27 protein-coding genes and 1 pseudogene are annotated in these 25,605 nt (G+C 71.7%); 18 read left to right on the top strand and 10 right to left on the bottom strand.

Going from position 1 to position 25,605, the window contains the following annotated elements:
* Nucleotides 1–9: 9 nt before the first annotated feature.
* The 9 genes and pseudogenes from IE326_RS33100 to IE326_RS33060 all read right to left on the bottom strand — a co-directional run bounded on the left by IE326_RS33100 (nucleotide 10) and on the right by IE326_RS33060 (nucleotide 5,460).
* On the bottom strand, nucleotides 10–423 hold the full coding sequence (locus IE326_RS33100; RefSeq protein WP_190044110.1) for a hypothetical protein: 414 nt from the start codon (nucleotides 421–423) through the stop codon (nucleotides 10–12).
* A gap of 10 nt (nucleotides 424–433) precedes the next feature.
* Nucleotides 434–852 (bottom strand): annotated as a pseudogene (locus tag IE326_RS33095) (hypothetical protein).
* A 23-nt stretch (nucleotides 853–875) separates the two neighbouring features.
* Nucleotides 876–1,355, bottom strand: a complete 480-nt coding sequence (locus tag IE326_RS33090) for a hypothetical protein (RefSeq protein ID WP_190044109.1) — start codon at nucleotides 1,353–1,355, stop codon at nucleotides 876–878.
* A gap of 107 nt (nucleotides 1,356–1,462) precedes the next feature.
* Entirely contained in the window at nucleotides 1,463–1,777 is a 315-nt protein-coding gene (locus IE326_RS33085) for an SH3 domain-containing protein (protein ID WP_190044281.1), read from the bottom strand.
* A 182-nt stretch (nucleotides 1,778–1,959) separates the two neighbouring features.
* The gene (locus IE326_RS33080; RefSeq protein WP_190044108.1) at nucleotides 1,960–2,706 is read right to left on the bottom strand and encodes a hypothetical protein; all 747 of its coding nucleotides are present in this window, start codon (nucleotides 2,704–2,706) and stop codon (nucleotides 1,960–1,962) included.
* Between the two features lie 16 nt (nucleotides 2,707–2,722).
* A complete protein-coding gene (locus IE326_RS33075) occupies nucleotides 2,723–3,424 on the bottom strand; it encodes a hypothetical protein (RefSeq protein WP_190044107.1) in 702 nt (233 codons plus the stop codon).
* 17 nt (nucleotides 3,425–3,441) lie between these two features.
* Nucleotides 3,442–3,921, bottom strand: a complete 480-nt coding sequence (locus IE326_RS33070; protein WP_190044106.1) for a hypothetical protein — start codon at nucleotides 3,919–3,921, stop codon at nucleotides 3,442–3,444.
* Nucleotides 3,918–4,469: a DUF4913 domain-containing protein gene (locus IE326_RS33065; RefSeq protein ID WP_229915790.1), complete on the bottom strand. Its 552-nt coding sequence runs from the start codon at nucleotides 4,467–4,469 to the stop codon at nucleotides 3,918–3,920. The genes IE326_RS33070 and IE326_RS33065 overlap by 4 nt, the downstream gene beginning before the upstream one ends.
* A gap of 235 nt (nucleotides 4,470–4,704) precedes the next feature.
* Nucleotides 4,705–5,460 carry a DNA-methyltransferase gene (locus IE326_RS33060; protein ID WP_190044104.1) on the bottom strand — a complete coding sequence of 252 codons (756 nt, stop codon included), beginning with the start codon at nucleotides 5,458–5,460 and terminating at the stop codon, nucleotides 4,705–4,707.
* A gap of 669 nt (nucleotides 5,461–6,129) precedes the next feature.
* Between IE326_RS33060 and IE326_RS33055 the strand changes: the two genes are divergently transcribed.
* The 15 genes from IE326_RS33055 to IE326_RS32985 all read left to right on the top strand — a co-directional run bounded on the left by IE326_RS33055 (nucleotide 6,130) and on the right by IE326_RS32985 (nucleotide 21,766).
* The gene (locus tag IE326_RS33055; RefSeq protein WP_190044103.1) at nucleotides 6,130–7,242 is read left to right on the top strand and encodes a C40 family peptidase; all 1,113 of its coding nucleotides are present in this window, start codon (nucleotides 6,130–6,132) and stop codon (nucleotides 7,240–7,242) included.
* Between the two features lie 99 nt (nucleotides 7,243–7,341).
* Nucleotides 7,342–7,656 carry a DUF6112 family protein gene (locus tag IE326_RS33050; protein WP_190044102.1) on the top strand — a complete coding sequence of 105 codons (315 nt, stop codon included), beginning with the start codon at nucleotides 7,342–7,344 and terminating at the stop codon, nucleotides 7,654–7,656.
* Nucleotides 7,656–8,348 carry a hypothetical protein gene (locus IE326_RS33045; RefSeq protein ID WP_190044101.1) on the top strand — a complete coding sequence of 231 codons (693 nt, stop codon included), beginning with the start codon at nucleotides 7,656–7,658 and terminating at the stop codon, nucleotides 8,346–8,348. Before IE326_RS33050 ends, IE326_RS33045 begins: the two co-directional genes overlap by 1 nt.
* 36 nt (nucleotides 8,349–8,384) lie before the next feature.
* On the top strand, nucleotides 8,385–9,761 hold the full coding sequence (locus IE326_RS33040; RefSeq protein ID WP_190044100.1) for an SCO6881 family protein: 1,377 nt from the start codon (nucleotides 8,385–8,387) through the stop codon (nucleotides 9,759–9,761).
* Nucleotides 9,762–9,842: 81 nt separating this feature from the next.
* Complete coding sequence (locus IE326_RS33035; protein WP_190044099.1) at nucleotides 9,843–11,315, top strand: SCO6880 family protein; 1,473 nt, start codon at nucleotides 9,843–9,845, stop codon at nucleotides 11,313–11,315.
* Nucleotides 11,316–11,408: 93 nt separating this feature from the next.
* Nucleotides 11,409–11,870, top strand: coding sequence for a DUF6238 family protein (locus IE326_RS33030; protein WP_190044098.1), 462 nt, complete (start codon nucleotides 11,409–11,411; stop codon nucleotides 11,868–11,870).
* Nucleotides 11,871–11,898: 28 nt separating this feature from the next.
* The gene (locus tag IE326_RS33025) at nucleotides 11,899–13,413 is read left to right on the top strand and encodes a VirB4 family type IV secretion system protein (protein ID WP_190044097.1); all 1,515 of its coding nucleotides are present in this window, start codon (nucleotides 11,899–11,901) and stop codon (nucleotides 13,411–13,413) included.
* A gap of 310 nt (nucleotides 13,414–13,723) precedes the next feature.
* Entirely contained in the window at nucleotides 13,724–14,464 is a 741-nt protein-coding gene (locus IE326_RS33020) for a glycosyltransferase family 2 protein (RefSeq protein WP_190044280.1), read from the top strand.
* Nucleotides 14,465–14,783: 319 nt separating this feature from the next.
* Nucleotides 14,784–15,242: a hypothetical protein gene (locus IE326_RS33015; RefSeq protein WP_190044096.1), complete on the top strand. Its 459-nt coding sequence runs from the start codon at nucleotides 14,784–14,786 to the stop codon at nucleotides 15,240–15,242.
* Nucleotides 15,239–16,393, top strand: a complete 1,155-nt coding sequence (locus tag IE326_RS33010) for a hypothetical protein (RefSeq protein WP_190044095.1) — start codon at nucleotides 15,239–15,241, stop codon at nucleotides 16,391–16,393. The genes IE326_RS33015 and IE326_RS33010 overlap by 4 nt, the downstream gene beginning before the upstream one ends.
* A gap of 30 nt (nucleotides 16,394–16,423) precedes the next feature.
* The gene (locus tag IE326_RS33005; protein WP_229915761.1) at nucleotides 16,424–17,671 is read left to right on the top strand and encodes an MFS transporter; all 1,248 of its coding nucleotides are present in this window, start codon (nucleotides 16,424–16,426) and stop codon (nucleotides 17,669–17,671) included.
* Between the two features lie 56 nt (nucleotides 17,672–17,727).
* Complete coding sequence (locus tag IE326_RS33000) at nucleotides 17,728–17,949, top strand: hypothetical protein (protein ID WP_190044278.1); 222 nt, start codon at nucleotides 17,728–17,730, stop codon at nucleotides 17,947–17,949.
* Nucleotides 17,950–18,127: 178 nt separating this feature from the next.
* Nucleotides 18,128–19,270, top strand: a complete 1,143-nt coding sequence (locus IE326_RS32995; protein WP_190044277.1) for an AAA family ATPase — start codon at nucleotides 18,128–18,130, stop codon at nucleotides 19,268–19,270.
* Nucleotides 19,267–21,066, top strand: a complete 1,800-nt coding sequence (locus IE326_RS32990) for a vWA domain-containing protein (RefSeq protein WP_190044094.1) — start codon at nucleotides 19,267–19,269, stop codon at nucleotides 21,064–21,066. Before IE326_RS32995 ends, IE326_RS32990 begins: the two co-directional genes overlap by 4 nt.
* A 208-nt stretch (nucleotides 21,067–21,274) precedes the next feature.
* Entirely contained in the window at nucleotides 21,275–21,766 is a 492-nt protein-coding gene (locus IE326_RS32985; protein WP_190044276.1) for a hypothetical protein, read from the top strand.
* A 61-nt stretch (nucleotides 21,767–21,827) separates the two neighbouring features.
* On the opposite strand, the gene IE326_RS32980 is transcribed toward IE326_RS32985, so the two are convergent.
* Entirely contained in the window at nucleotides 21,828–22,391 is a 564-nt protein-coding gene (locus IE326_RS32980; RefSeq protein ID WP_190044093.1) for an HNH endonuclease, read from the bottom strand.
* 253 nt (nucleotides 22,392–22,644) lie between these two features.
* Here IE326_RS32980 and IE326_RS32975 point away from each other — a divergent pair, with 253 nt between their 5' ends.
* From IE326_RS32975 to IE326_RS32965, 3 genes are all read left to right on the top strand, one after another.
* The gene (locus tag IE326_RS32975) at nucleotides 22,645–23,070 is read left to right on the top strand and encodes a hypothetical protein (protein WP_190044092.1); all 426 of its coding nucleotides are present in this window, start codon (nucleotides 22,645–22,647) and stop codon (nucleotides 23,068–23,070) included.
* A 205-nt stretch (nucleotides 23,071–23,275) separates the two neighbouring features.
* A complete protein-coding gene (locus IE326_RS32970) occupies nucleotides 23,276–23,902 on the top strand; it encodes a relaxase/mobilization nuclease (protein WP_229915760.1) in 627 nt (208 codons plus the stop codon).
* A gap of 730 nt (nucleotides 23,903–24,632) precedes the next feature.
* Nucleotides 24,633–25,391, top strand: a complete 759-nt coding sequence (locus tag IE326_RS32965; protein ID WP_190044091.1) for a hypothetical protein — start codon at nucleotides 24,633–24,635, stop codon at nucleotides 25,389–25,391.
* Nucleotides 25,392–25,605: the final 214 nt, after the last annotated feature.

Genomic DNA, 25,605 nt, shown 5'->3' with positions numbered 1-25,605 from the left:
GCCTGCGGGTCAGCGGCTTCGGGGCGCGCTTGGGGCCGGGCGGGGCGGAGCCGGTACGGGCGGCGCGGAAGCCGGCGGGGAGGGTGCCGGGGCCGAGGTACGGGTCAGGCTCTGCAGAACCGCGGAGGCCGACTTGGTCTGGGCGTCGCGGGTGGCGACGGCTTCGGCGAGCCGGCGGGCTCCGTCGAGGAGGTGGGAGACCTCGTGCCGGTTGATCTGCCGGTCCGGGTTCAGGAGCCGGGCGAGATGCTCACGGTGGAAGTCGATGCTGCGCTCGGCGAGGGCGAGGTCGGTGTGCATGCCGAGCAGGGCGGCGAGCATCCCGGGCGGCTGGTCCTGGGCACAGGCTTCGAGGTCGGCGAGCGGAGCGCCGTACAGTTCCTCGATCCGTCCGGCTATCTCGGTGGACGTGGGATGGGGCAAGCGGGGGCTTTCACGGTCGGCGGGGCCGGGCCGCCCCGGCATGCGGGGGTGCCGGGGCGGCAGGCGGGGCCAGGGTGGTGGTGGCCCTGAGCTGGGTCATGCGGACGGGCCGGGGTCGCTGGTCGAGCGTGGGCATGGTTCGCAGCAGCTCGCCGAGCGCGGTGCGGTAGCCGTCGCGGGCTTCGAGCGCCGCCTCCAGCCACTGCGAGTCGAAGCGGAGCTGGTCCGCCGACAGCTCGCCCATGTCGCGGTCCGGCCGCATGTCCGCGTGGACGCGGTCGCGGACGCGGGCGACCTGTTCCTCGGTCAGGGCGAGGAAGGAGCGCAGTTCCATGGCCCGGGCGAGCGCGGGAGAGGCATCGGGGCCGCATGCCGCCTCGTGCAGCTCGGAGACGGGGGGCCGAAGACGTCCTGCAGCTCGCTGTCCATGGTGCTGGTCTTGATTCGCACGCTCACCGCAGGGCCCTTGCCGCTCGGGCCACCGCCGGCGCGGGTACTCCCGCAGGCGGGCCAGCCGGGCTGGTCTGCACCGCCGGCCCCGTTCGGGAACGGAGGCGGGCGAGGCGTTCGGCGGCGGGACCCTTCTTGCCCGGAGCGTCCGGGTTGAGGAGCCACCGCACGACCAGGGCCCGGCCGTCGCGGGCGGTGACGGCCGCGTTCACACGGTGGGCGAGGTCCATCGTCGGGTCGTCGACCTCACTGGGCTGGGTCTGCAGTGCGGCGAGGAGTTCGTCCTCCGCGCGGTCGAGCACCGCCTGGGCGTCGAGAAGCAGACCGTGCCACTTGACGATGTCGGTGACGTAGGGGTTCGTGGCCGGATCGTCGGTGACCACGGCCTTCAAGTGGTCCATGCTCGTTCCGAGATGGGCTTCGATCCGTGCGGTGAGCACGCCTACGACGTCTTCACCGACGTCGGGTATGTCGTCAGACAAAGGGAAAGGTTTCCTTTCCGGAAGGCGATACCGGAGGGGAAGGTGGGGAGTTCGCAGGCGTCCCGGTAGCTCAGCCGGTGGGACGGGAAAGGGCGCGGGTGCGGCTCTCAGTCGAGGCACATGCGGACGTCGCGGTAGACGTACGTGCCGGAGACCCAGCCCTTGACGCCCGTGGTCCTGTCCGTGATGTAGAGCCAGTTGCCGCTCTTCTTGTGCACGGTGAACTTGTGGCTGCGGTAGAGGATGCCGAGGGCGGTGGAGTTCGAGGTGGCCTTCGACCGGATGGTGACGGCCGCGGTGTGCACCTCGTACGGCAGCGGCGGCAGGTCGTAGCAGCTGGTCGCGAGGGCCGTGGGAGCGGCGGCGGGTGCCGCGCTGGCGGTGGTGGCGGACAGCACCGGCAGGGTGATGGCGCCGAGCATCGCCGCGGTGATGGCAATTCGGGTGGAGCGCATGCTGAAGAGACCTCCGTAAAGGCATAGGGATGAGATGGGTGGCCGCTGCGGGCGTCGTCCCGGCGGCTGCACTAAGAGTCCGGAGAATCGCCGGTTTGGCTAACCGGCGATCGTCGGCTATGTTTCGCCGCTCTCGTCGGCGGTGGTGCTCAGCGCGAGCGGCCGGGCGGGTGTGCGGCAGGGGCCTTGGGCAAGCCGGCCGGGCGGGTGGCTGCGGCTGCCGGGCGGACCGGCGGGAGGGGCGCGGCCTCGCCGTCGAGCCGGCTGTAACACCAGCGCAGGGCCTCGGCCTGGGTGGCGAAGCCGCCCTCGCGCAGGGTGTGGGTCCATGCGTCGGTGTCGACCTCTTCGACCAGGACGCGGAACGGGCTGGGGGCCCGCTCGTCCAGGGCGCGCAGCGCGACGACGGTGACCATGTCGTCCGGGTCGTCGCGGGTGTAGGAGTAGCCCATGGCGTAGTGGTCGCCGTCGCCGGCGAGACGGCGTTCCAGTGCGCGCGTCGTCTCGTCCGACGCCGGTGGCCCCAGCTCGGGGTCGAGGACGATGGCTTCGGGCGGGCAGCCACGGTGGATGAGCCAGGACTGCGCCATCGCGGGCAGCGGCAGCCGTTTCCCCTCGAAGGTGAACGTCCGCTTCTGCCGGTCGCGTTGAAGGTGCAGGGCCATCAGCTGCGGCATACCGGGGATTCCCCAGGTGACGGATCCGTCGAACAACACGTAGTAGCTGTGCACGCCATCGGCGGAGTGGTGCTCGGCGAGCGGGGTGAGCATCTCCCCGACTCCGACCCGGCGATCGAAGTCGAGGAGGACCTCTTCGTCGGCGTCGAAGTCGTCCAGGCCGAAATCAACGACGGGGACGGGCTTCCTGGCGGGCGCGGGTTCGGTGGAGGACAACAAGAGCCTTTCGGTGGGATCAGCGCCGCCGAGCCGGGGTGGACGGCCATGCCCCAGGCCGGGCCGGGGGCTTTGTCACCTGCCTGGTGGTGGGCGCCCGGCGGGCCGCGAACAGCGCGGCGCGGCCCGCATCGGTCAGAGCGACCGGCTGGCCGGCGTGCAAGGGGTGGCCGGTATCCCGGACGACCAGGCCGGCGTCCTCCAGCTTCCGCACCTCGGCATAGGGGATACGGGTGCCGGAGGCGACGGTCACCGACAGCCGGCCGGTCAGCAGGTGCTCATACAGCTTGGCTCCGCCGGCGATAGCGAGCAGTGCCGCCTGGTCCTCGGTCGTGAGCGTTCCTTCCCCGCGCACCGGTGCTGCTGTGGCGGCCTCGATGGGTTCCAGGGCCGCGAGCACCTTGCGGGCGGCGGCGTCACGTTCACCGGCGGCCTCCTCCATCTGGTCCACGGCACGGTCGACGCGCTCGAACCAGGCGGTGTCGACGGGGAACTCGCCGCTGGAGAGGCGGTTGAGGAGCTTGAGGTAGAACGTGACGCTGGTCTGGGCCCTGGCCAGCTCGCGGTGCCGGTCGACCAGACGGGCGTGCGGTTCGTCGAGGACACCGCGGTCGCGCAAGGCCCACAGCGTGTCGACGTCATGGCCGGTGACGGCTTCGATGCGGTGGTCGAGCGGAGAAACCGCACGCCGGCCTGCCGCCGGCGCGGGTTCAGGGGGCATAGGCGAGCTCCACGGGTTCAGCGGGTGTGATGGTGCGCGGGATTCTGCGCAGGGCGGGGCAGGCCCGGCATGCCGGAGAGCGGCGGACCGGGCCGGGGGACGGGAGCGCGGGTGGTCAGCTGCGGGGAGCGGGAGCGTGCCGCGTGGGTGCGGGCGCTCAAGGGCCGGCGCATCATCCCCAGGCGGCGGCCGACCTCGTCGTAGACGTCGTTGCCCGCGCGCGGCCGGACCGCGACGACGTGGATCTCCCGCTGATGTGTGGACTCCGCGGGCGCGGGGCGGAGCCCGTAAACGACGCGCCAGTCCTTGCGGGCGTCCACGAACAGCTTGCGGTAGCCCTCCAGGTCTCCGGTGAGGCGCAGTCCGAAGCGCTGGGCGTTCACGACTTCCTGCAGGTAGGAGAGGGTGAGGTCGCGGATGTCGCCGGGCGCCTGCAGGAGGTCGGTCAGAGCACGGGGGTCGAAGCTCAGGCCGAAGGCCGGCTGTCCCGCGCTCATGACGTCGGCTCGTCCGGCTCCGCGGCACCGGCGGGTTGCGCTGCGCTCGCCGTTTCCGTACGGGCGGACGGCGGCGGGCCGGGCAGCAGGCGGTGCGCGGGCCGGTCGGGAGAGGTCATGCAGGCCGACAGCGGGCCGCCGGGCGCGCGGATCGCCGCGATGGCGTGGGTGAGGAAGTCCCGGTGCCACACGAACATCCCGGCCAGGCCGGCGTCGGGTTCCTTGTGCTGCTGGTAGGCGAGCCACAGGGCATGCAGCCAGGCCACGACGTCGTCGTGCTCCTGCCACTGCAGGCACCAGGGCGCCGCGGTGGTGACCTCCGCCCCGTAGACGGGGAGGAGGAAGTCGTCCACCCAGTCCGACAGGGCGTCCAGCTCGTCCTCGCGCTCCTCCCCCGCGAGTTCCAGGATCGGGCGGGGCTCCGGCGGCGCTGCGGGAGGCCCCCCGCCGAACCCGGGCATGCCGAACGCGGCGAACGGCGATCGGTCCGGGGCCGGAGCGGAGGAGAGGTGGTCGAGCTGCCGGGCCTGCTGTTCCGACTGCTCCATGAGCCGCCGGACGCTCGCCTCGATTCCCTCCAGCTGCGGGTCCGGAATGCGAACCGGCTCCAGCATCCCGCCGTCCGCGGGTTCTGTGGATTCGGGCATGAGAAGTACGGCCTCCTATGAGACACGGATGGCGGCGCACAGACCGGCCGGCGAATGACGAGCACGCTGGCGGGGTGAAACCGCAAGGGACTGAAAAAGAGAGTCGATTGCCGCCAAAGGCAGCGCAGTTGACGCTCTAGACGGCGAGAACTACGTCGTCCTGCGTCAGGGTCCCGCGGACCGTCTCGGTGAGCCGGTCGGCCGCGATCGACGCATAGTGCGCGGTCTTCTCCACCCCGATGAAGTCGCGGCCTTCCAGCAGGGCGGCGACGCCGGTGGAGCCGGATCCGGCGCAGAAGTCGAGCACCGTGCCGCCCGGCGGTGCGATCTTGACCAGTTCGCGCATCACCTCGACGGGCTTCTGGGTGATGTGCCGGCGCTTCGCTCCCGAGGGCTGTGAGGCGCTGTACATGCCCGGCAGGTAGACAGGGTTCCGGGAGCCGTCGATCGCCCCCTTTGACGCCCAGACGATGAACTCACAGTTCTGCGTGAACCGGCCCTTCTGCGGCCTGGCCTGCGGCTTGTGCCAGGCGAGCACCCCGCGCCACAGCCAGCCGGCCGCCTGGATCGCGTCCGTGGTGACGGGGAGCTGGCGCCAGTCGGTGAACAGCAGAGCGGTGCCGCCCTCCTTCGTCAGGCGGTGGGATTCGGTCATGATCTGCGTCAGCCAGAAGCCGTAGGACCGCTGGTCCATGTTCTCGCCGGTGAAGTCCGGCAGGGCGTGCTGGGCGTCGGCGGAGGTGTACTTCGCCCTGGCGGAGCGGGTGGTGCGCTCCTTCGCGGTCCTCCCGCCGCTGTTGTACGGCGGGTCGGTGATGACGGAGTCGACGCAGTCGTCCGGCAGACCGGCAAGGACACTGAGGGCATCACCGTGGTGCAGGGAAAAAGGCAAAGAGGAACCCCAATTCGGGTGGAAGCACGGAGGGAACTGCCCGTCGCGCAAAAGGAGTCCTCGCGGGCCGAAGGTGGGCATGCAGAAGCCCAGGGCCGCAGACCGAGGAGGGCGAGGGGAGTCCAAAAACTGTAGAGGCGAAAACACCGACGACCAAGAAGTGCATGGCGGAGGTGCCGGATTCCGGCACCTTCCGCGCCACTTTTTGGTCAGCCGCCATTTCGCGCCTACTGTTTTTGAACCGCCCGGCGCACACCGCCGCTGGCTCCTCTCCTGCCCTTCCTCACGGAGGTTTCCCCCTGCCCCGGCACACCTAAGGGTTGTCCCGTAACTCCGGGCACTGCTTACTGGTGTCCGTTTCAACCTGCTTTGACGAGGCCGCGTTGAGGGCACGAGTCGGGGCGTAACCGGACAGGCTGATCTGCCTGTAATGGACCACCAGCCTCTGCCCCGAGTTACGGGACAACGCTTAGCTGACGGCCCGGCCGCATGGAGCGAGCGGCAACTCGCCCGCGCCGGCCCGCACCGATCGCCCACCCCGGCTGCCGCGCCCTTCCGACACGCCTCGCGCACGCGGCACGCCGGACACCGCACCCCGAAGGACACGTCCATGACGTCTCGCTACCCACCCCTGCCCGAAACCGCTGACCCGCGAGCCATCAGCACCGGTTGAAGGCGCTCGCCGCCGGTATCGGCGCCGTCTTCCTCTCCCCGCTCCTGATCGCCGGCACCGGCATGACGCTGGCCGCCTCCGCCGAAGCCGTGCAGACCACCGGCTCCGTCAGCAACTGCCTGACGGACATCGACGCCGGCAAGGTCGCCGACCAGGTGACCAAGATCCTCGACGGGGCGTCCGGCGAGGATGTCCGCGTCGAGGGCCTGGACCTGCCGACCGAGCAGATCCCCCACGCCCAGACGATCGTGGCCACCGGCATCAGCCTCGACGTCCCGAAGAAGGGGCAGATCATCGCGCTCGCCACGGCGATGCAGGAGTCGCGGCTGCGCAACCTCAACTACGGGGACCGCGACTCGCTCGGCCTGTTCCAGCAGCGCCCTTCGCAGGGCTGGGGCACCGCCCAGCAGATCCGTGACCCGGTCTACGCGAGCGAGCGCTTCTACAAGGCTCTCCTCGCCGTGGACGGCTGGCAGCAGATGACCGTCACCCAGGCAGCCCAAGCCGTCCAGAAGTCCGGCTTCCCGGACGCGTACGCGCAGTGGGAGCCGCTGGCGACCGCCCTGCAGAAGGCCATCGCCGCCACCTTCCCCGGCAACTCGGACGGTGCCGGCGACGAGACCGGTGACACCTCCTCCTCGAGCTGCAGCACGCAGGACGGGTCCCAGTACGGGCCGATCCCCGAGGGTGCCGTCCCGAAGGGCTACTCGATCCCGAAGGACGCCGACCCGCGCGCCCGCACCGCGATCGACTGGGCGATGCACCAGCTCGGCACGATGTACCAGTGGGGCGGCTCGTGCACAGCCGCACACGGCCCTGATCCGATGGGCCGCTGCGACTGCTCCAGCCTGATGCAGCAGGCGTATGCCAAGGCCGGCATCCAGCTCACTCGCACCACGTACACGCAGGTCAACGAGGGCAAGGCCGTCTCCGTCAAGGCGCTCAAGCCCGGCGACCTGATTTTCAGCCGCGGTACCGCGGCCCGCCCGGAACACGTCGGCATGTACATGGGCGAGGGGCTCGTGATCGAGGCCCCACGCACCGGCAAGCCGGTCCGGATCACGCCGCTCAAGGACTGGGACGTCCTCGCCGCCCGCCGCGTCATCTGACGCCGGCCCCTTCTCGCGCCGCTCGCGCGCCCCTCCCCCTCTTCTTCACCTCCGCCCGGGCCCGCTCGGCCTGCGCACGCAAGGAGCCCCGCCACACCCATGCCCCTCCCCCTCGCAGACCACGTCATCCAGCTCGCCTTCGACCCTGGGATCTCGCCCAAGGGCGGCGGCCTGCCCGGACTCTCCGTGCTGAAGAACGTCGTCAACTCGATCAACATGTTCGGGATCATCGCCGTCGTCGGTGCCCTCGCCGTCTCGCTCGGCGTGTGGGCCTGGGGCCACCACACCGGTGGCCACCAGGCCGAGGCCAACGGCAAGAAGGGCGCTGTCGTTGCAGCCGGCGCCGCCCTCGGCCTCGGCGCCGCCAACGGGATCGTGAGCTTCTTCTCGGCCCTCGGGTCGCAGGTCCAGTGATGCAGAAACGATTCTCCTCCCTTTCGCTGTCCTCGTACGGCGCCGGCTGGTCCGGCAACCGGCGCATCGCGATCGTCGCCGCCACCGTCGCCGTCCTCCTGGCTGTCGCCACGGTCGTCGCCTGGCTGTCCGGCAGCAACAACGGCCACCGGGTGCCGGACACCGCCGCTCCGGCCCCGGCATCGAGCACGTCCTCCTCGGAGGCCGCCCCGAAGCCCGCGGCCGGATCCGGGTCCGTTCCCCATCCCCCGCGGATCGCCGAGCCCGTCGCCTACGCCAAGGCCGCGGCCCAGATGCTGTGGTCCTACGACACCCGCACCACCAGCCGCGACCAGCAACTCGCCGGGATGCGGGCGTGGATGACCAGCGAGACCAAGTACGCCGACTGGGCCTCCGTCGTCGGGCAGGTGCCCGATCCGGTGCTGTGGTCGCGGTTGGCCGACCAGGACCAGAACGCCACCGGAACGGCCCTCGAAGGCCACTACCCCGGCGCGTTCAAGCAGGCCCTGACCGAGGAGCCCTCCGCGATCACGAAGGCGTACATCTACGTCGTCACCGTGAACGGCAAGCAGCAGATCGCCTGGAAGAACGGCGGCGCCGGGGCCGAGGCGCGTGCCGTGACGCTCGCCGTGCAGTGCCGGCCCAGCCACGACTGCTCTCTCGCCGCCATCGCTCCGAGCGTCACGCAGTGACCCGCGCCTGGCATAAGAAAGGAGGAGTAACTCCTCGTGGGTTTCTGTGACTTCCCCCTGGCGGACAAGCTGTGCGCCGTCGGCGACGCGGTGGACTTCGCCTCCAACCCCGGCAAGGCGATCGGCGACTGGATGGCGAAGTCGGCAGGCGAGCTCGCCGCCGCCGCTGCCGACCTGGCCGCCGAGGCCGTCGACACCACCACCAAGGTGGACCTGAACGCCGGATGGTTCCGCGACAACTACGAGATGCTGCTGCCGCTGGGCCTGGTCCTGCTGGTCGCCACGTTCTGCGCGCAGCTGGTCCGGGCCGCCGTCCGCCGCGACGGACAAGCCCTGACCCAGGCGTTCACCGGCACCATGGGCGGCGTCCTGTTCGCCTTCTGCGCCATCGCCTTCACCACGGTCGCCGTCGAAGTCGTCGACGCGATCTCCGACGGCCTGTTCAAGGCCGCGAAGCTGGACATCGCCTCAGCTGTGCGGCGCATCGTGAAGGTCAACCAGATCGGCGCCCTCGCCGGACTGGGCTGGCTCGTACCGGTCGTCGCCGGCCTCGGTGCCGCGATCGGCGCGATCCTCTACTGGTGCGTGATGATGGTCCGCAAGGTGGGCATCCTGGTCATGGTCACCCTGGCGATCTTCGCGTCCGCCGGAGGCGGCTGGGAGGTCGCTCGGCGCTGGCGCCGGGGCTGGATCGAGGCCACCGCCACCCTCGTGGTCAGCAAGCTGCTGATGACCGTGATCTTCGTGCTCGGCATCGCCGCCATGGGCCGGACGGAGGCCAAGGACGGTGTGGCGGCCCTCGCCGACGTCATGGCCGGCATCGTCATCATGGTCCTCGTACTGCTGTGCCCGTACGCCGTTTTCAAGTTCGTGCACTGGGCGGCCGAGGGCACGGACGGCGAGTCCATCCACCGGGCCGGCGGCGCCGGAGCGCAGATCGCCAAGGCACATGCCGAGAAGGCCGCCCGGAAGGCCGCCGCAGCGGCGGCCACCGCCGGAACCGGTGGTGCGGCAGCCGGAGCGAGTGCCGCCCCGCAGGGCCCGTCCGCGGCTGGTGGCGATGGTTTCCCCGGCGACATCGCCGCCCACCCGACCGGCGCAGGCAGAGAAGGCAAGGAAGGCTCGTCGAGCGGCGGAACGGGCGTCTCGCCCGGTGGTGATGCCATCAAGTCCGGTCTGGAGAAGGCCGTCCAGCCCGCGCCGACGAGCGTGTCCGCCGACACCAGCGGCCAGGTGGGCGGCAGCCCGGGGCAGGGCGGTTCCGGAACGAACCGCGCCTCCGGCCAGGGCGGCGGATGGCAGTCCACTCCGCCGACCACGACCCCACCGCCGCAGGGCGCATCCCCGTCCTTCGGCTCACAGAACGCCACGTACGGCGGAGCGGCCTCACCGCCGCCTCCGGCCGGCCTCTGATCCCCTGCCCGACTACCGGGGGCGGGACGTGCACGCCACCTCCCGCCCCCGGGTTCCGCCCGCATCCCCAGGACCCGTCCCTTGACTGATCTCTCCGTCGCCCCGGTCACGGTGAAGTTCCCGCACCGGTCCCGCCGCGGCATCCTCCTCGGCCTCTCCCTGCCCCAACTCGTCCTCGTCTCTGCCACCCTGGCCCTGCTGCTGATGACGGTGGTCTCCACCGGACTGCTCGGTGCCGTCGCCCTGACTCCCCTGTGGGCGGCCTCCGGTGCGCTCGTCGCGATCCGCCGGCACGGCCGCTCCCTCATCGACTGGATGCCGATCGTCGCTCGCCACGCACACCGCCGCCGCACCGGCCAGACTCTCTGGCTCGCCCGTCCCGTCACCCGCCCCCGGCAGGACGGCGTCCTGCACCTGCCCGGCAGCGCCGCCTCCCTCAAGGTGGTCACCCCCGGCGACTCCGCCAACGGCGCCGCGGCCGTACACGACCCCCACCAGCAGACGCTGACCGCCATCGCCCGCGTCACCTCCCGCGCCTTCGCCCTCCTCGACCCCGCCACCCAGAACCACAACGTGACCAGCTGGGGACGCGCGCTGGCGAGCATCGCCCGCAGCGGGCACATCGCCACCGTGCAGGTCCTGGAACGCACCGTCCCCGACAGCGGCGACACCCTCACCCGCCACTGGACCCAGAACGGACAGCCCCAAGCCCCGGTCGCAGGCCAGATCTACTCCGAGCTGGTCGCCTCCGCCGGCCCCGCCGCAGCCCCGCACGAGACCTACCTCGCCATCTCCCTCGACCTCAAGGCCGCCAGGCGGCTCATCGCTCAGGCCGGCGGAGGCTTGCCCGGAGCGTTCACCGTCATGGAGCAGACCACCGCCTCCATCGCCCAGGCCGCCCGCACCGCCGGCCTCCAGGTGACCGGATGGCTCAGCTCGCGGGAGATCGCCGCCGTCATCCGCACCGCCTACGACCCGAAGGCCCTCGGCGCACTCCAGCAGTGGTCCGAGACGGGCCGCGCCGAGGCCGACCCGGCCGCCGCCGGGCCCGTCGTCCAGGTCGAGGAGTACGACCGGATCGCCACCGACAGCGCACGGCACGCGACGTACTGGGTGGAGAACTGGCCGCGCACCGAGATCGGGGCCGGATTCCTGCACGGGCTGATGTTCACGGCCGGCGTGCGGCGCAGCCTCTCCCTCATATACGTGCCGCAGGGGCTCGAGTCCGCGCTGCGGGACGTCCAGCGGAAGAAGGCCGCGATCATCGCCGACGCCAACGAACGCGCCCGCCGGGGGCAGGTCGACAGCGAGGAAGACTCCGTCGAGTACGCCGACGTCAAAACCCGCGAACGCCAGCTCATCGCCGGTCACGCCGACGTGGCGCTCACGGGTCTGATCACCGTCACCGCCGAGACCGACGCCCTCCTGGACGCCGCCTGCGCGCAGATCGAAACCCACGCCGTCACCTCGGGCGTCGACCTGCGCCGGCTCAACTACCAGCAGCCGGACGCCTTCGCCCTCAGCGCGCTCCCGCTCGCCCGGACCGCCCTGTGACCCAGGCCCGTCCCGGTCCTGCTGGCCCCCTCCGATCGTCTGCGGCGGAACCCCCGTCGCCACCCCTGCCTCCCGGCAGGAAGGACCACCGCCTTGACCTCCCCCGCCCACCCGGCCGACGCCCACCCCTATCTCCGCGCCGCGAACGCCGGAGTACGCCACCACACCCGCGCGCTGGCACCGTCGGACACGGGCCCGCCCCCGGCGGCGGACCGCCTGCACCTCGATGTGCTCCACGCCCACCTCACCACCGTGCTCCGGCTCCTCGACCGCCTCGCCGAGACCACCCGGCCACCGCATCCGGCAGCCGGCCGTCACCTGGCCACCGCTCACACCCACCTGTGGCAGGCCGCCAGCGAAGTCCACGCCGCGTTCCACCTGCTGCCTAGCAGCCTGACGGCGGGCACCACGGCAAGCACGTGCCGTCCGGAGCGGCTGCCCGAGGGACCGCCCGTGCTGACCATCTGCCAGCGCCACCTCGCTGCCGGCCACGTCGTCCGGCGCAAGACCACCCCCACCGACCTCCGCGCGCACACCACGGCCTGCGCGCGATGAGCACGACCCGCAGAAACGAGGGCCACCGATGAGTCACCGGCCCGCACGCCGCGCCCGCCGCGCCTCCGCGTCTCCCCTGTTCACCCCCCATGGCACCGACCGGGCCAGCCGAAAGGCCGCTCGCCGGCAGCTCGCCGAAGCCGCCGCCAAGGCCCGCGCGGAAGCCAGCGCCCACCAGGCCGAGACCACATCGGCCGACCACGAGACACCGGCCCCGCTCTATCCTCCGGGCGGACGCCCCGGCCCCGCCTCCGCCCGCCACAACCGGCTCAGACTCCCCGCCCACCGCATGACCACCGCCGTGGCCGCCGGCGCGTATCCGTTCCTCGCCGAAGGCGGCCTCGGCGCAGAAGGCATCTACATCGGGCGCGACGTCCACGCCGAGGCGTCCTTCGTCTTCGACCCGTTCGCGCTGTACGGCAAGGTCGAGGGCTTCACCAACCCGAACCTCCTCCTGGCCGGCGTCATCGGCCAGGGCAAGAGCGCGCTGGCCAAGTCCTTCGCGCTGCGCTCGATCGCCTTCGGGTACCGCGTCTACGTCCCGTGTGACCCGAAGGGCGAGTGGACACCGGTGGCAGAGGCCCTCGGCGGACGGTCAGTGGCCCTCGGGCCCGGACTGCCCGGCCGGCTGAACCCGCTCGACGCGGCCCCGCGCCCCGCGGGCGTCTCGGAGGCCGACTGGGTCGGCGAGATCCGCAAACGGCGTCTGCTCCTGCTCGGCTCCCTCGCCCGGACCGTCCTGGGCCGGGACCTGATGCCCATGGAGCACACCGCCCTGGACATTGCCCTGGACGCCGTCGTCAGCCACGCTGCCGCCACCGGCCGCACCCCGCTCCTGGGTGACATCGCCGCGACCCTCAACGATCCCCGGGCGCTCGACGAGGCCGCCGGGATCATGTCGGGGCAGCTCGGCGACGCGGCCCGAGACCTGGCCCACGCGATGCGGCGCCTGGTCCACGGTGACCTCGCCGGGATGTTCGACGCCCCCTCCACCGTCGCCTTCGACCCGAACGCGCCGATGCTCACCATCGACCTCTCCCGGCTCGGCGGCTCCGGAGACGACACGGCCCTCGTCCTGGCCATGACCTGTGCCTCCGCCTGGATGGAGTCCGCCCTCTCCGACCCGAACGGCGGCCGGCGCTGGATCGTGTACGACGAGGCATGGCGCCTGATGCGGCACGTCGGCCTGCTGCAGCGGATGCAGGCCCAGTGGAAACTGTCCCGCGGCCTTGGCATCGCCAACCTCCTGGTGATCCACCGCCTGTCCGACCTGCTCACCGCCGGCGACGCCGGCTCACAGGGCCGCGCGCTCGCCGAGGGCCTCCTCGCCGACTGCTCCACCCGCATCATCTACCGCCAGGAGAACGACCAGCTCCAGGCCGCGGCCTCCCTGCTCGGCCTCACCTCGGTCGAGATGGACGCCATCGCACACCTGAACCGCGGCCGGGGCCTGTGGAAGGTCGCCGGACGATCATTCATCGTTCAACACCTTCTGCACAGCCACGAGCTGACGCTCTTCGACACCGACGCCCGAATGCACTGAGCCCTCCGCGTGCTCACGCCAGCCGACCAGCACCTTCTGGGCAGCTCGTCCACCGTTCTGGAGATACGTCCTGCGCCCGTCCGGCGTCGAGGTGTTCCCCACGATGTCGCCACATCCCGCCCCGGACGCCGACCCCCTCACTGACTTCGGCAACCCCGCCTCCTAGCCCATCGTCACGCCAGCCCGCTCCCCAGCGCCGTCCACAGCCTCCCCCCTTCCCGCAACACCGGGCACGTCCCGTACGGCCGCCCGTCGCTGGCCGCCCCGCCCCCACTCCGAACACAGGAGCCCTTCGCTGTCCGTCCCGCAGATCACCGTCGTCATCGCCACCCAGCTCCGCCCCGAGCGCCTGCCCTACCTGGAGGAGATGCACGCGAGCCTTGCCCGGCAGACCGTGCCGTGGGAAGCCGTACTCGTCCTCGACGGGGCCGACCCGCAGCTGCTCCCCAGTTCGGTTGCAGCCGACCCGCGCATCCGGCCCCTCGTTCTGCCGCGTCCGGTCGGTGCCGCCTGCGCCCGCAACCTCGGCCTAACCCAGGTCCGTACGGAGTTCGTGAACTGGGCCGATGACGATGACCTCTTCCCCGTCTGGAGCCTGGGCCTGCGTCTGGAAGCCTTCACCGACCGGCTCGGGTGGGTCGCGGGATACAGCGAAGACTGGCTGCCGGACGGTACGACGCGCCTGTGGAAGTGCCCCACCCCGCCCGGCTACCACGCGGCCGGCGACGTGATCACCTACTGGCCGCGCCCCGAGGACACCATCCCGATCGGACCCACCACGATCCTCGCCCGCACCCGCCTCGTACGCGCAGCCGGCGGCATGGGCGGACTCGTCCAGGGCGAGGACTACATGGCGGCCGTCGGCACCTCGAACCTCGCTCCCGGCGTCCTGCTCCCGGTCCCTGTGTACCGGTACCGGAAGTGGGGCGGGCAGATGACGGCCCAGCTCGGGTACGACCAGCTGGAGGCGGCGGCCCGCAATCACGCCTGGCAGTACGGCCACAGTCTCCGCTCCATCCTGGACAGCCGCGCGGATCCGATCCACGGCTGACACGCGGGACGCCCCGTTGCCCAGGCGGAGCACGGGCGTCGGCATCACCACGGGCGAGCAGCGCCCGGGCGGGGACGGACTTCCTGCCGAACGAAGGAGGCGTCGGCCGCCTGTCGACGGGCACCGACGAGGCCGCCGTCATCGCCCTGATCCGCCGTACGGCCCACCGGCAATGAGCCCCTCCCCGATGCCGGCCTGCGCGCGCCAGCGCCACCGGCTCTCGCTGCTCCCACTCCACTGAGCCCTTCGCACTGCCCGCCCTGCGCATGACAGACGCCGATCAGCTCCACCACCGACCTGTGAGGAGAATCCCGCCCCTTTGCAACCCGGCACCCACTTCGCCTTCGGTACCCACAAGGACTACGGCTTCGTCGCCTCCTTCACCGCCTCCATGCCCGCGCACCTCGCCCACTGGTTCCTGGAGCGAGAGCAGTTCGAGCCCGTCCCCGGGCAACCGCGGCTGTACCGGCTCGTCGAACCCGAGAACGACGGCCCCCGCCGCACCCGTCAGGCCGTCCACGACCTGCGGCGACAGGGCTACACGGTGCACGCCGACATCGCTCTCGACCCCGCTGCATCGGCCGGCCCGCCGCGCCCGATCCGCCCGAGCGGACTGCAGGAGCGGCGCAGCGGGCTCGCGCAGGCCGCTGCCGGCCGAACCACACAGCGCGCCGCGCCACCCACCACTTCCCCGCCGACCGCCCGGCCGATCCCGCCGAGGCCCACCTACGCGCCCACCGTCCACCTGACGGCCGCAGGCGGCGGGCGATCCCGATGACACCCGGAAGCAGCCTCACCGACGGGGCCCGCAACTTCCGGCTGCGGATGGCGGTCATCGACCGCGAGACCGAGACCGCGCTGGACATGACCCGCGACCGCTACGGACGCACCGTCCACCAAGACGCCGCCGCCGATGTGCGTGCCCACCGCGACAGGGCGGCCGCCGAGGCGTACACCACGTACCTTGCGCCGTGCGCCGATGCCCTGCTCGATACTGCCCGCCGTGCGCTCGATGAGCTGCCGCCCACCCGGCACCTGGCTGGGTGGCGGACCGTGCTGGACAGCCTGGCCGCCTCCACTGCCGCGATCCGCCGAGTGCTCGACCGGCCGACCGCCCCCGGCCCCGCGGGCGAACGCGCCCAGTTCAAGGCTCTGTGGCCGCACCTCACCACCTGGGCGGACCACGGCTTCATCGCCAGTCACCTCGCCGACCTCGACCAGCGCCAACAGCACAAGGCCCCGCTGACCGGCGAAGAGCAGCAGATGTGGACCGAGCTCGCCCGGGCCGCGCAGAGGCGGGGCGAGCTGCAGCTCACCGAGTCCTGGTACGCCGCGGACGGACAGCCGATCACCCTCGCCTACCTGGTCGAGAACGACGACTCGACGGTGGTCGCGCTGAGAGGCGACCCGGACGCACCGGGCTGGCAGGTGATCGGCCACTACGCCCATGAATACGAAGCCGGACAGATCCTGCCCGCCGCAGTTCCGCCCGGTGTACTGCGGGCCGATGTCTCCGAGTTCAACCGGGCCGCGCCCGCGCCCGAGGTGTCGCTGCAGGAACTCATCCGGGACATCGTCGAGGCCCAGCACGCCGGTGACGCGTCCAACGCGCTCCTCAGCGCCACCCAGCGCGGCTACGACGCGGGCCCGATGGCCCGCCTCCAGGAACTCCTGGAAACCGGCGCCCAGTTCGCCGGTGCGCTGGAGACCGTGCAGGGCCGTCAGATCGCCGCCCGGCTCGCCGCACTCGGCCGCCAGGTCGAGTTCCTCGCCCGCGTAGTCGAGGAGGCGGCCGAGGACCTCGGCGCGACCGTCGCCGTCCTGCCGCCGCACCGCACTCCCGTACCGCGCTTCCGCCCCAGCCCTGCCGTGGACACCGCACCGCCCACGCCGCCACCTCGCACCAGCACGGCCGCCCGCCACCGCTGAGGCGTCGCCTCCCCCGAGAGAAAACCCTTCTTGTCCCTGACCGCACCCCCGGCCCAAGCACCGCGCATCACCTACGGCGCGGTGCTGGTCAGCCCGTACGTCGCCCGCCTGCTCGGCGGCACCCTCGTCGGCCGCCTCCCCAACGGCATGGCGCCCGTCGCCATCGTCCTGTGGGCCACCACGAGCGGCGGCAGCATCGCCTTCGGCGGGCTGCTCAGCGCCCTGTACGGGCTCGCGTCCGCTCTGGCCCAACCGGTCAAGGGGCGCCTCATGGACCGCTACGGCCAGACCGCGGTACATCTTCCCGCCGCCCTGCTCAACTCGGCTCTCCTGGTGGCCCTCCCGCTGGCCGGACCGTACGGCGGACCGGGCCTGGCCACAGCCATCGTCGTCGCCAGCGGCCTGACCACGCCCGCTTTGGAGGCAGGGCTCCGGGCGCTGTGGCCGAGCGTGCTGCCCGACTCGCGGCTGCGGCACGCCGCGCTCGCCCTCGACACCGGCACGCAGGGCCTGCTGTACATCGCCGGCCCCCTGCTCGTCGCCGCGCTCGCCGCTTCGTACACCCCGCCCGTCGCGCTTGCCGTCACCGCCGCCTTCGGTCTGGTCGGCACCGTCGTGGTCGCCTTCGCGCCGCCGTCCCGGCTCTGGCGTCCGACACCGTCCGCGCAGGCACAGGCCGGGGTGGCACACCGGTTGGCCAGCCCCGGCCTGGTGCTGCTGTTCGTCTCCCTCACCGGCATCGGGTTCGCGATCGGGGCCATGAACGTGTGGGCGGTCGCCATGGCCGAGCGTCACGGGCAGGATCTGCTCTCCGGGATCCTGCCCGCCGCGTTCTCGACCGGCAGCTTCCTCGGCGGCCTCCTCTACGGACGCCGCCGCTGGAGAAGTACCACCACGGATCGGCTGATCGGCGGCGGAACCTTCTTCCTGGCCGGCTGGCTCCCGCTCGTTGCTCTCCCGGGCCCGTACGCGGCTCCCGCCGCGGTCGCCGTGCCCGGTGTGTTCCTGACCGTCGTGGTCGCATGCGCCTACGTGACCACCGACGCCCTGACCCCCGCCGGTCGCACGAGCGAGGCGTACGCGTGGCTGATCCTGTCGATCGGCACCGGACAGTCCGCCGGCACCGCCCTGGCCGGGCGCCTCGCCGAGCAGCCCCTCACCACCGCAGCGCTCCCTGCCGCCGGCGCGGCCTTCGCGCTCGTCGTCCTGCTCGCCGCACGCCGACGCCTCGGCCACTCCGGACACCAGGACCGCCGCGGCCGGCACAAGACGCCCTGATCCACGACACCACCGATAGGAGATCCTCCATGCCCGAAGCACCAGCAGAGCCGTTCATGACGATCCGGCACACCATCACCAGCGAGATCACCACCACCAGCTACAACGCCGCCGCCCGGCGGATCCTGCTCCAGGACGGATTCGAAGAGGCGCCAGTCTGCGCCTGCCGATCGACGGAACCTGATACGGAGCGGACGCACGGGCCTGCTCGGCAGCCGGCGAACTACTCGTCGCCGGACACCCCGTGCACCTGGACTCAGTCCTCTGTCGGCGGATGAGCGCCGACGGTGCGCCCCGGTTGACCCGTCGCCGATGGCGGCACAGTCCGTGATCCGGTCCCGGATCGGTCGGCCTCTCCAGCGCATCGCCAACCCCACCCGCACCCGTTGAAGGAATCTCGTTTTGACCACACCCGTAACGCCTACGCGCACCAAGGGCGGCGAGCTGCGGGCCAAGGTGGCCCGACTGCTGGCCGACCGGCCGGCGGACGCGCTCACCATCGGGGAGATGGCCAGGCAGCTGGGCCACTCCCACGGCGCCGTCCGCAACGCGGCCCTGACCTTGGTGACACGCGGGGAGGCCGACCAAGGCGGAACCGGACAACCGGAGTTCCGAGCGAACGCGAAGACCGCCGCAGCTGCGCAGACCGCTGTGATCAGTCCGCCGGGCACCCACTCTCCCCGCGCCCAGGCGGCCACGGCCCGCACGACCATTCTCGCGGCAGCCACGCCCAGGCAGACCGGCCCCATCCGCCGGGCAGGGGGCCAGCTCTACCACCCCCGGGAGCTGGCCGATCTGCCCGACGTCGAGGCGTTGAATCGCTTGCGCGATGCCGACGTGCCGGTGCTGCTCTACGGCCCTCCGGGCACCGGCAAGACGAGTCTGGTCGAGGCGGCGTTCCCGGACCTGCTCACCGTCGCCGGTGACGGCGACACCACGGTCGGCGACTTGATCGGCGAGTACACACAGGACGACGGCGGCAACTACGTCTTCCAGTACGGTCCGCTGGTCACCGCGATGACCGAGGGCCGCGCCCTGCTGATCGACGATGCCACCTTGATCTCGCCGAAGGTCCTGGCGGCGCTGTATCCGGCGATGGACGGGCGCAGGCAGATCCAGGTCAAGGCCCACAAGGGCGAGACCATCAAGGCCGAGCCGGGCTTCTACGTGGTGGCGGGCCACAATCCCGGCGTCCACGGCGCGGTGCTGACGGAGGCGCTCGCGAGCCGGTTCAGCGTGCAGATCCAGATCGGCACGGACTACGACCTCGCCCTGGCGCTGAAGATCGATGCCCGGGTGGTCCGGGTCGCCCGGCACCTCGCCCGCCAGGTCGAACTCGGCGAGCTGGGCTGGGCCCCCCAGCTGCGGGAACTGATCAGCTACCAGAAGACCGAGGCCGTCCTCGGCACCAAGGCCGCGCTCGCGAACCTGGTCGGCATCGCTCCTGTGGAGGATCGCGACGCCGTCGCCGCAGCCATCATCAAGGCTGTCGGCGTCAAGGAGGTCGCGCCCCTCACCCTCGGCAAGCAGCTTTCCGCCTCGGTCGTCCGGCAGCCTCCGGGCAGCACCGGCTCCGCGCACCGGGGCCGCTCGCGATGAGCGCCCACCGCCACGTCCAGGCCCCCGCCACCACGCCGGAGGACGACGCCGACCTCGCGCGATGGGACGACGACGGCGCCCCGCCCGCGCAGCCCCGTTCCTCCCCGGCCGCGTGGCTGCGCGTGGGAGCCGAACTCGGCGATCGGCTGGTCGCCCTCTCCGGGCGCCAGGACCTCCTCGTCACCTGCCGCCCCGGCACGCGCAGCGGCGCACCCGCCGCCTACTTCCCGACCCTGGGCGAGGTCGAGTTCGACGCCGGCCTGTTCGCCCCGCTCCAGCCCCACGAGATCCATCCGCGGATCGTGGGCGACGAGGAGCGGTATCCCGCCGCCTGGGGAGTGTTCGTCCACGAGGCCGCGCACGCGGCCCACTCCGTCTGGACGGCGCCTGCCGGAGCGAACCCCCGCGTCGTCGAGGCCGCACTCCTGCTGGAGGAGAGCCGTGTCGAAGGCGCACACCTGACCAGGCGGCCCACGGACCGCACGTACCTGCGCACCAGCGCCCGAACCCTGGTCATGCCCGACATCGCCCACCCCACCCTCCAGGGCATCGAGCACGCCGCCGCCGTGGCGGCCCTGATCCTCGGCCGCCGTGACGTCGGCATCCTGGACGCCGGCGAGACCCGGGCCGTCGCCGATCTGTGCGAAAAGGTGCTGGGCGCAGACCTGCTGGCCACGCTCACCAGCATCTGGATCGCAGCCCACCAGTGCGGCGACCACGACGCCACGACCATGCTCGCGCACGCTCAAGAATGGTGCGACGCTCTGGACACCGCGGCCCCCGCCCTGCCCGTGCCGGAGAACCTCACCGATCTGCTGTCCGGCGCCGTGAGGGTCGTCATGGACAGTACGGCAGCCACCGACGCCGCCGACCTCGCGGCACAGGCCGCAGCGGCCAACGCCATGGCCGCCCGGTCCAAGGCGCAGGCTCAGGACCGCGCCCAGCGGGCCGGCCAGCGGCGCAAAGCCGCCGCCACCGCCAAGTCGGTCTTCAACCCCCGTGGCACCACCGTCGCCCCCGACGGCACACCGGCGCCTCGCAACAACCCGGTCACCGGCACCCGCAGGCCCACCGCCGCCGAGCAGAGTGCCGCCGCACGCCTGAGCCGCGCCCTGCGTGCAGCCGCCTACCGCGAGCGGACCGAGGAACGGACCACCAGCCCCACCCCGCCCGGCCGCCTCAACATGCGAGCGGCCCTCGCCCGCGACGCTCAACGCGCGGCCGGATCGGTCCCCACCGCGGAACCGTTCACCCACACCCGCCGCCGGAACTCCCCCACCCCACCGCTGCGCGTGGGTATCGCCGTCGACGTCTCCGGCTCCATGCGTGCCGCCTGCGCGCCCGTCGCGTCCGCTGCCTGGATCGTGGCACGCGCAGCAGCCCTCACCGACCCCGACTCCCGTACCGCCACCATCGCCTATGACAGGCACCTGACCGCACTGACCCGACCCAGCCACCGAGCACCAGAGCGCGTGACGACGTTCGACGCCACAGGCGGCCACCACAACCTCGGCGACGCCATCGACGCACTCGACCACGGCCTCGAACTCAGCCGCCCCGGCGCCGGCCGCCTCCTCGTGATCGTCACCGACGCCCACTACGGCAGCGACGAAACCGCTCAAGCCGTCACCCGCGTCAAGCAGCTCACGACCGCCGGCTGCGCCGTACTCCAGCTCACCCTCACCGCGGAGTCCCGCCACTTGCCGGGGACCACCTTGCTGCACCTGCCCCGGCCCTCCAGCGCTCCCGCCGCCATCGCCACGGCGGCCACAGACGCCATCCGCAGGACGCGCTGAGACGACGCAGAAGGCGGAAGCGTCCCCGAGACAACCACCAGGCGTTCCGGACCTACTCCGTTCGCCGCATGAATCGCGCATCTGATGCACGGCCCTGCGCAACGACGCAGGCCGTCACCCCAACCGCCAACGAGAGGCACCTGATTTGAAGACCCAGACCAGCAGCCAGACCTCGAACGTAACGCCCATCAAGCGGAACTCGCCGGGGGTGGCCACGTCCTTCGAGGTCGTCCACAACTGTGGACACACCGTCACCCACGATCTGTCGAACCGGTCGGCCGACCGGCGGGCCGGCTTCGCCCGCTGGCTCGCCGGCCGGGACTGCACCGACTGCTGGAAGGCGGCCCGTGACGCCGACACGCAGTCCAAGGAGGAGTGGCTCGCGGCCAAGCGGGCTGCGGAGCAGGAGGCTGCCGCCGCGTGGGCGAAGCAGTTCGACATGCCGCAGCTGGAGGGACCGGAGAAGGCTCTGGACTGGGGCGAGCGATCCCGCCACCAGCTGATGACCTCGGCGTACGCCGCCTTGGTCGTCGAGGGTTCCTGGGACGAGGCGGACTGGGCAGAGTTGGAAGAGAAGGCCCGCTCGATCACCCGCGCCGGGTGGTGGATCGACCAGCGTGAAGCCGAGGGCTCTGACCTGCTCGAACTCCTGGATGCCGCCGGTGAGGGCGACCGCGGGACGGAGAACCCGTTCCGCTGATGGCGGCCAGCACACAGTCGGGCTCGTACGACAGGCAGGCCCTCCTGTGTACAGGCCACCGTCACGTTGCCTCGCCTTCTGGGATCGGCTCCATCACCTGCCCGAGGCGGGTTCGTACGACCCTCATGCGCGGCGGCGGGGGCGGCTTCGGCCAGCCTTCCTCACGGGCCTTCTCTACGTGGCTCGAAATCCAGCCACGCCAGATGTAGACCGGATCGTTCTTCCTGAGATGCCAATAGCGGTCAAGGAACCAGTCCCTGCGCGCCTCGTCGTCCAACTCCGACTTGACCCCCTCGACGCGAGCCATGACCTCGTCGAATTCGCGCTCGATTCTCTCCCGCATCCACCACAGGCCCTTGTCCCCGTATGGCCAGGTGCTGGCTTCCACCCTGTAGCGCTGATACGTCAGCTCAGCAACCCACGCCAACAGTCCCTTTGCGCTCTTGCCCTGGTTGCACGGCTCACAGGCCGGGACCAGATTGGACCAGTGGTCCCGACCCCCGTGCTTCACAGGAATGACGTGGTCGATCTCCTGTGATTCTGCGACATCGCAGTAGACGCAGCGCCCCATGTTGGTGAACAGCACCATCAGCCTGATCCACATGTCCTGCTTCTTGCGGCCCAAGGCGCCCTCCCCGCGCTCGGGAGGAACTTAGCGGGCACTACTGACAACGGGCAGCGGACTGGTGCAAGGTCGACCGCGTCAGCGAGTTACAGGCGCCCCGGTCGCCTACCACCGGATCGGCCGATGCGTTCAGGTTCGGCGCCGATCCGTTCGTTCGCGGCGCAACATAGCCGACGATCGCCGGTTAGCCAAACCGGCGATCCTCCGGACCATTGTTCCTCCCACCGCATCCGCCCCGCGTGGAAGGAATCGCATGTCCCAGCTCCCGCCCGACCCCGTGGTCGCGCTCACTCCCGACCCGCTCACTCCCGACCGGGACGTCACCCACTCCCACTTCCAGGCCGGTGACACGGTCGTCGTCCTGAAGGGCGTAGCCGGTGGCGAGCTGTGGGGCGACGCGATGCGCGTGGTCGCACCGTCCTGGCATCTGCCGACCGACGAGGACGGCTGGCGCCTGCGTGACGCGACCGGCGGGCAACAGTCCTACGTGACTGCCCACCCCCGCTACCTCGTGCATCTCTCGCGCCGCTGCCCGGACTGCCTGATCCACCTGCGGGCCATGGAGGACGCCCTCCTGCCGAAGTACCCCGGCGACGACGCCCTGATCGACTGCGGCTGGTACACCACCACCGCCGTGGGCCAGCTCGTGCACGTCGCCGACGTCCGGGCCGGCCGGTGATCCCGCGTCTGCACGAGCGGACCCCTACTCCGTACGGTCCGCTCTCCAAGGCACTCGGACGCCCGGTCTCACCCCACGAGAGCCTGCCGAGCACACGGTCGTCGCTCACTGGCCGGGACTGGACGGCCACACGTCCGGTGACGAGCAGAAGACCTGGACCACCATCCAGTGGGCCGCGCATCTCGAAGACCCGTACCTGGAGCACTTGTTCAGCGCCAGTCCGGACGACGACCGGCGGGCGATCCTCCACCTCGATGTCCGGCTCCATCCCGACGACCGGGATCTGACCGGCCCCGAGTGGGCCGAGGTCGCCCACCGGCTCGCCCGCGCCGCGGGCATCGAGATCCCGGGCAAGGGACACGGCTGCCGGTGGATCGCCGTCCAGGCCCAGCCCCGGCGCCTGGACCTCATCGCCAAGCTGATCCACCTCGACGGTGCATGGCACGCCCCGCCCGCCGATGTCCTGCGGCGGCTCGCGGCAGAAGCCCGCCGCATCGAACAGGACCTGCAGCTGATCCCGGTACCGGCCGCAGCGTCCGCGCGGGCCGACTCCCGGCTCGCGCAGACGGCCTCGGCTCAGCTCGCGAGCGTGCTCGCGCAGCTCGCCGACGAGCAGGCCGGCGCCCTGACGGTGGTCCGCAAACTCGTCGAGCACGTCGCGTACCTGATCGCCTCCCCGCCCGGCAGCGACACCGCGCACCGCCTGGAGCTGATTGCGCGCCGCCTGCACACCATCCAGCAGGACCTGGACGCCACCGCCGACCACCTGGTCCAGCCCCGGGCCTCCACCTTTCCCTGCACCGTCCAGCGCCCCGTCCACCGAACCTTGTAGGAGAAACGTCTTTTTGCCCCTTGCCGCCCGCTTCCTGGACATCCGCCGCGATCCGCCGACGAAGTCCTCGCGCGCGCCGGTGACCCCGAAGCGCACAGCCTCCTCCAGCGCGCCGGGTTCGTTGCCGTCGTCCGTCTCCACGAGACCTACCACCATGCCCCCACTGGCCTGGCCGAGCCAGACGAGAACCGCCTCGCCAGCGACGCCGTCGCACGGCTTCGCGCCGCCGGGTACCACGTCGACTGTCACGAGGACTTCGACTCCGACTCCCGTCCTGCGAGTTACCTGCCGCTGGGCTCCTCCGTCACTCACCTCGCCCAGAGAATCCGCGAAGCCACCACGACCGACGAAGCGGCCGATGCTCTGACCGAGCTGACCGCCGCTCACGACGGCATCGTGACCGCTCTGGGTGAGGTGCTGGTTGCCACCGCCGAGACTTCCATGACGGGCTCGGCCAGGCGTCCGACTCGTACACCACCCGGCGGCTGCGCTACCTCGCCGACGAGCACCTCCGCGTCCTCCGCAGCGACCTCACCCACACCCGCCACGCGCTCGCCGACCGGCACGCCCCTCACCCCGGCCGCAGCACCTGCGCCGAAGAGGTCCCCGCACCGAACGCGAACGCTCCGCCGTGTGTGCCTGCCCGCCCCCCGCCGCGCACGCTTCCGGCACCGCCGCCCCCGGTCGCCGCCGGCCTGCGCCGTTGACCCTCACCTCGCCCAAGGACACCATGCACGACCATGACGCCTCCGAGCGGCTCGCCTCGTACGCCGACGTCCTCGCCGGAGAACTTCCCGACACCTGGACCAGCTCCTACGTCCCGCCGGACGCCAAGGACGATCTCGCTGAACTCGCTGATCGCATCTGGGACCTGGACCTGGTCGCCGCCTCCCTCACCGAGCATCCTCTGCGGCAGGCAGCCGTTCTGAGCCGCCCGGACGGCGCCCAGCTTGTCCTCTTTGAGCGGCATGACGAGCGCGACGGCTTCCTCGTCGCCGCCGTCGCCCCGCGCGCCCTGCCCGACGAGGCGTACCGCGCCGTCCCCGAGCCCAACGGCATCGCCCTGGCGGACGACCCGTTCCTGGGTGCCGAGCAGGTCGCCGGCGACCTCCTTGTCCGTTACGACAGCGCCCTCGCCCAGGTCCGGGACAACGCCCTGGGCGGCATCCAGCCCTCCCAGCCGGACCGTCTCGTCCTGACCTGGCAGCCGGACGGCAGCGTCGCCACCGCCCCTATCGGCGACCGGGCTGGTGCCGTCCTGGAAGCGAACGGCTTCATCCAGGATCCGCGCAGCGGTATCTACCGCCTCGGCGCGGACGACACCCGGGCGCAGGCCCGTGCCCTGCGCGCGATCGGACCGCAGCTCGAAGCGCTCGGCATCGGCACGGCGCTCCAGCATCCGGCAGGCCGGACTGTGCCCACCTCGGCCCCGGCGTCCGTGCCCCCGGTTACGGCCGGCACCCGAGCCCCGGCCGTCCGGGCTCGGTGATCCCGAAGGCACCAGCCCGACGCACCCCGTAAGACCGTTCGGGCGGCCCCGGCCTCGGCTGGGGCCGCCTGCCCCGCCCCGCTCGACCTCCGGAGAAACCCGTAGCACCCCGTACACCCACACCGATCACCGCCCTGCTCAAGCCCCGTCTCGCGACGACCCTGTTCCGCCGCTACCTGCGCGCCTGCATCCCGACCGGCCCCGACCAGGTCTC

The sequence above is a fragment of the Streptomyces filamentosus genome, assembly GCF_014654895.1.
Classification (GTDB): Bacteria; Actinomycetota; Actinomycetes; order Streptomycetales; family Streptomycetaceae; genus Streptomyces; species Streptomyces filamentosus.
Note: the sequence above shows the minus strand (reverse complement) of the source record. Positions and strands in the feature narration are given on the sequence as shown.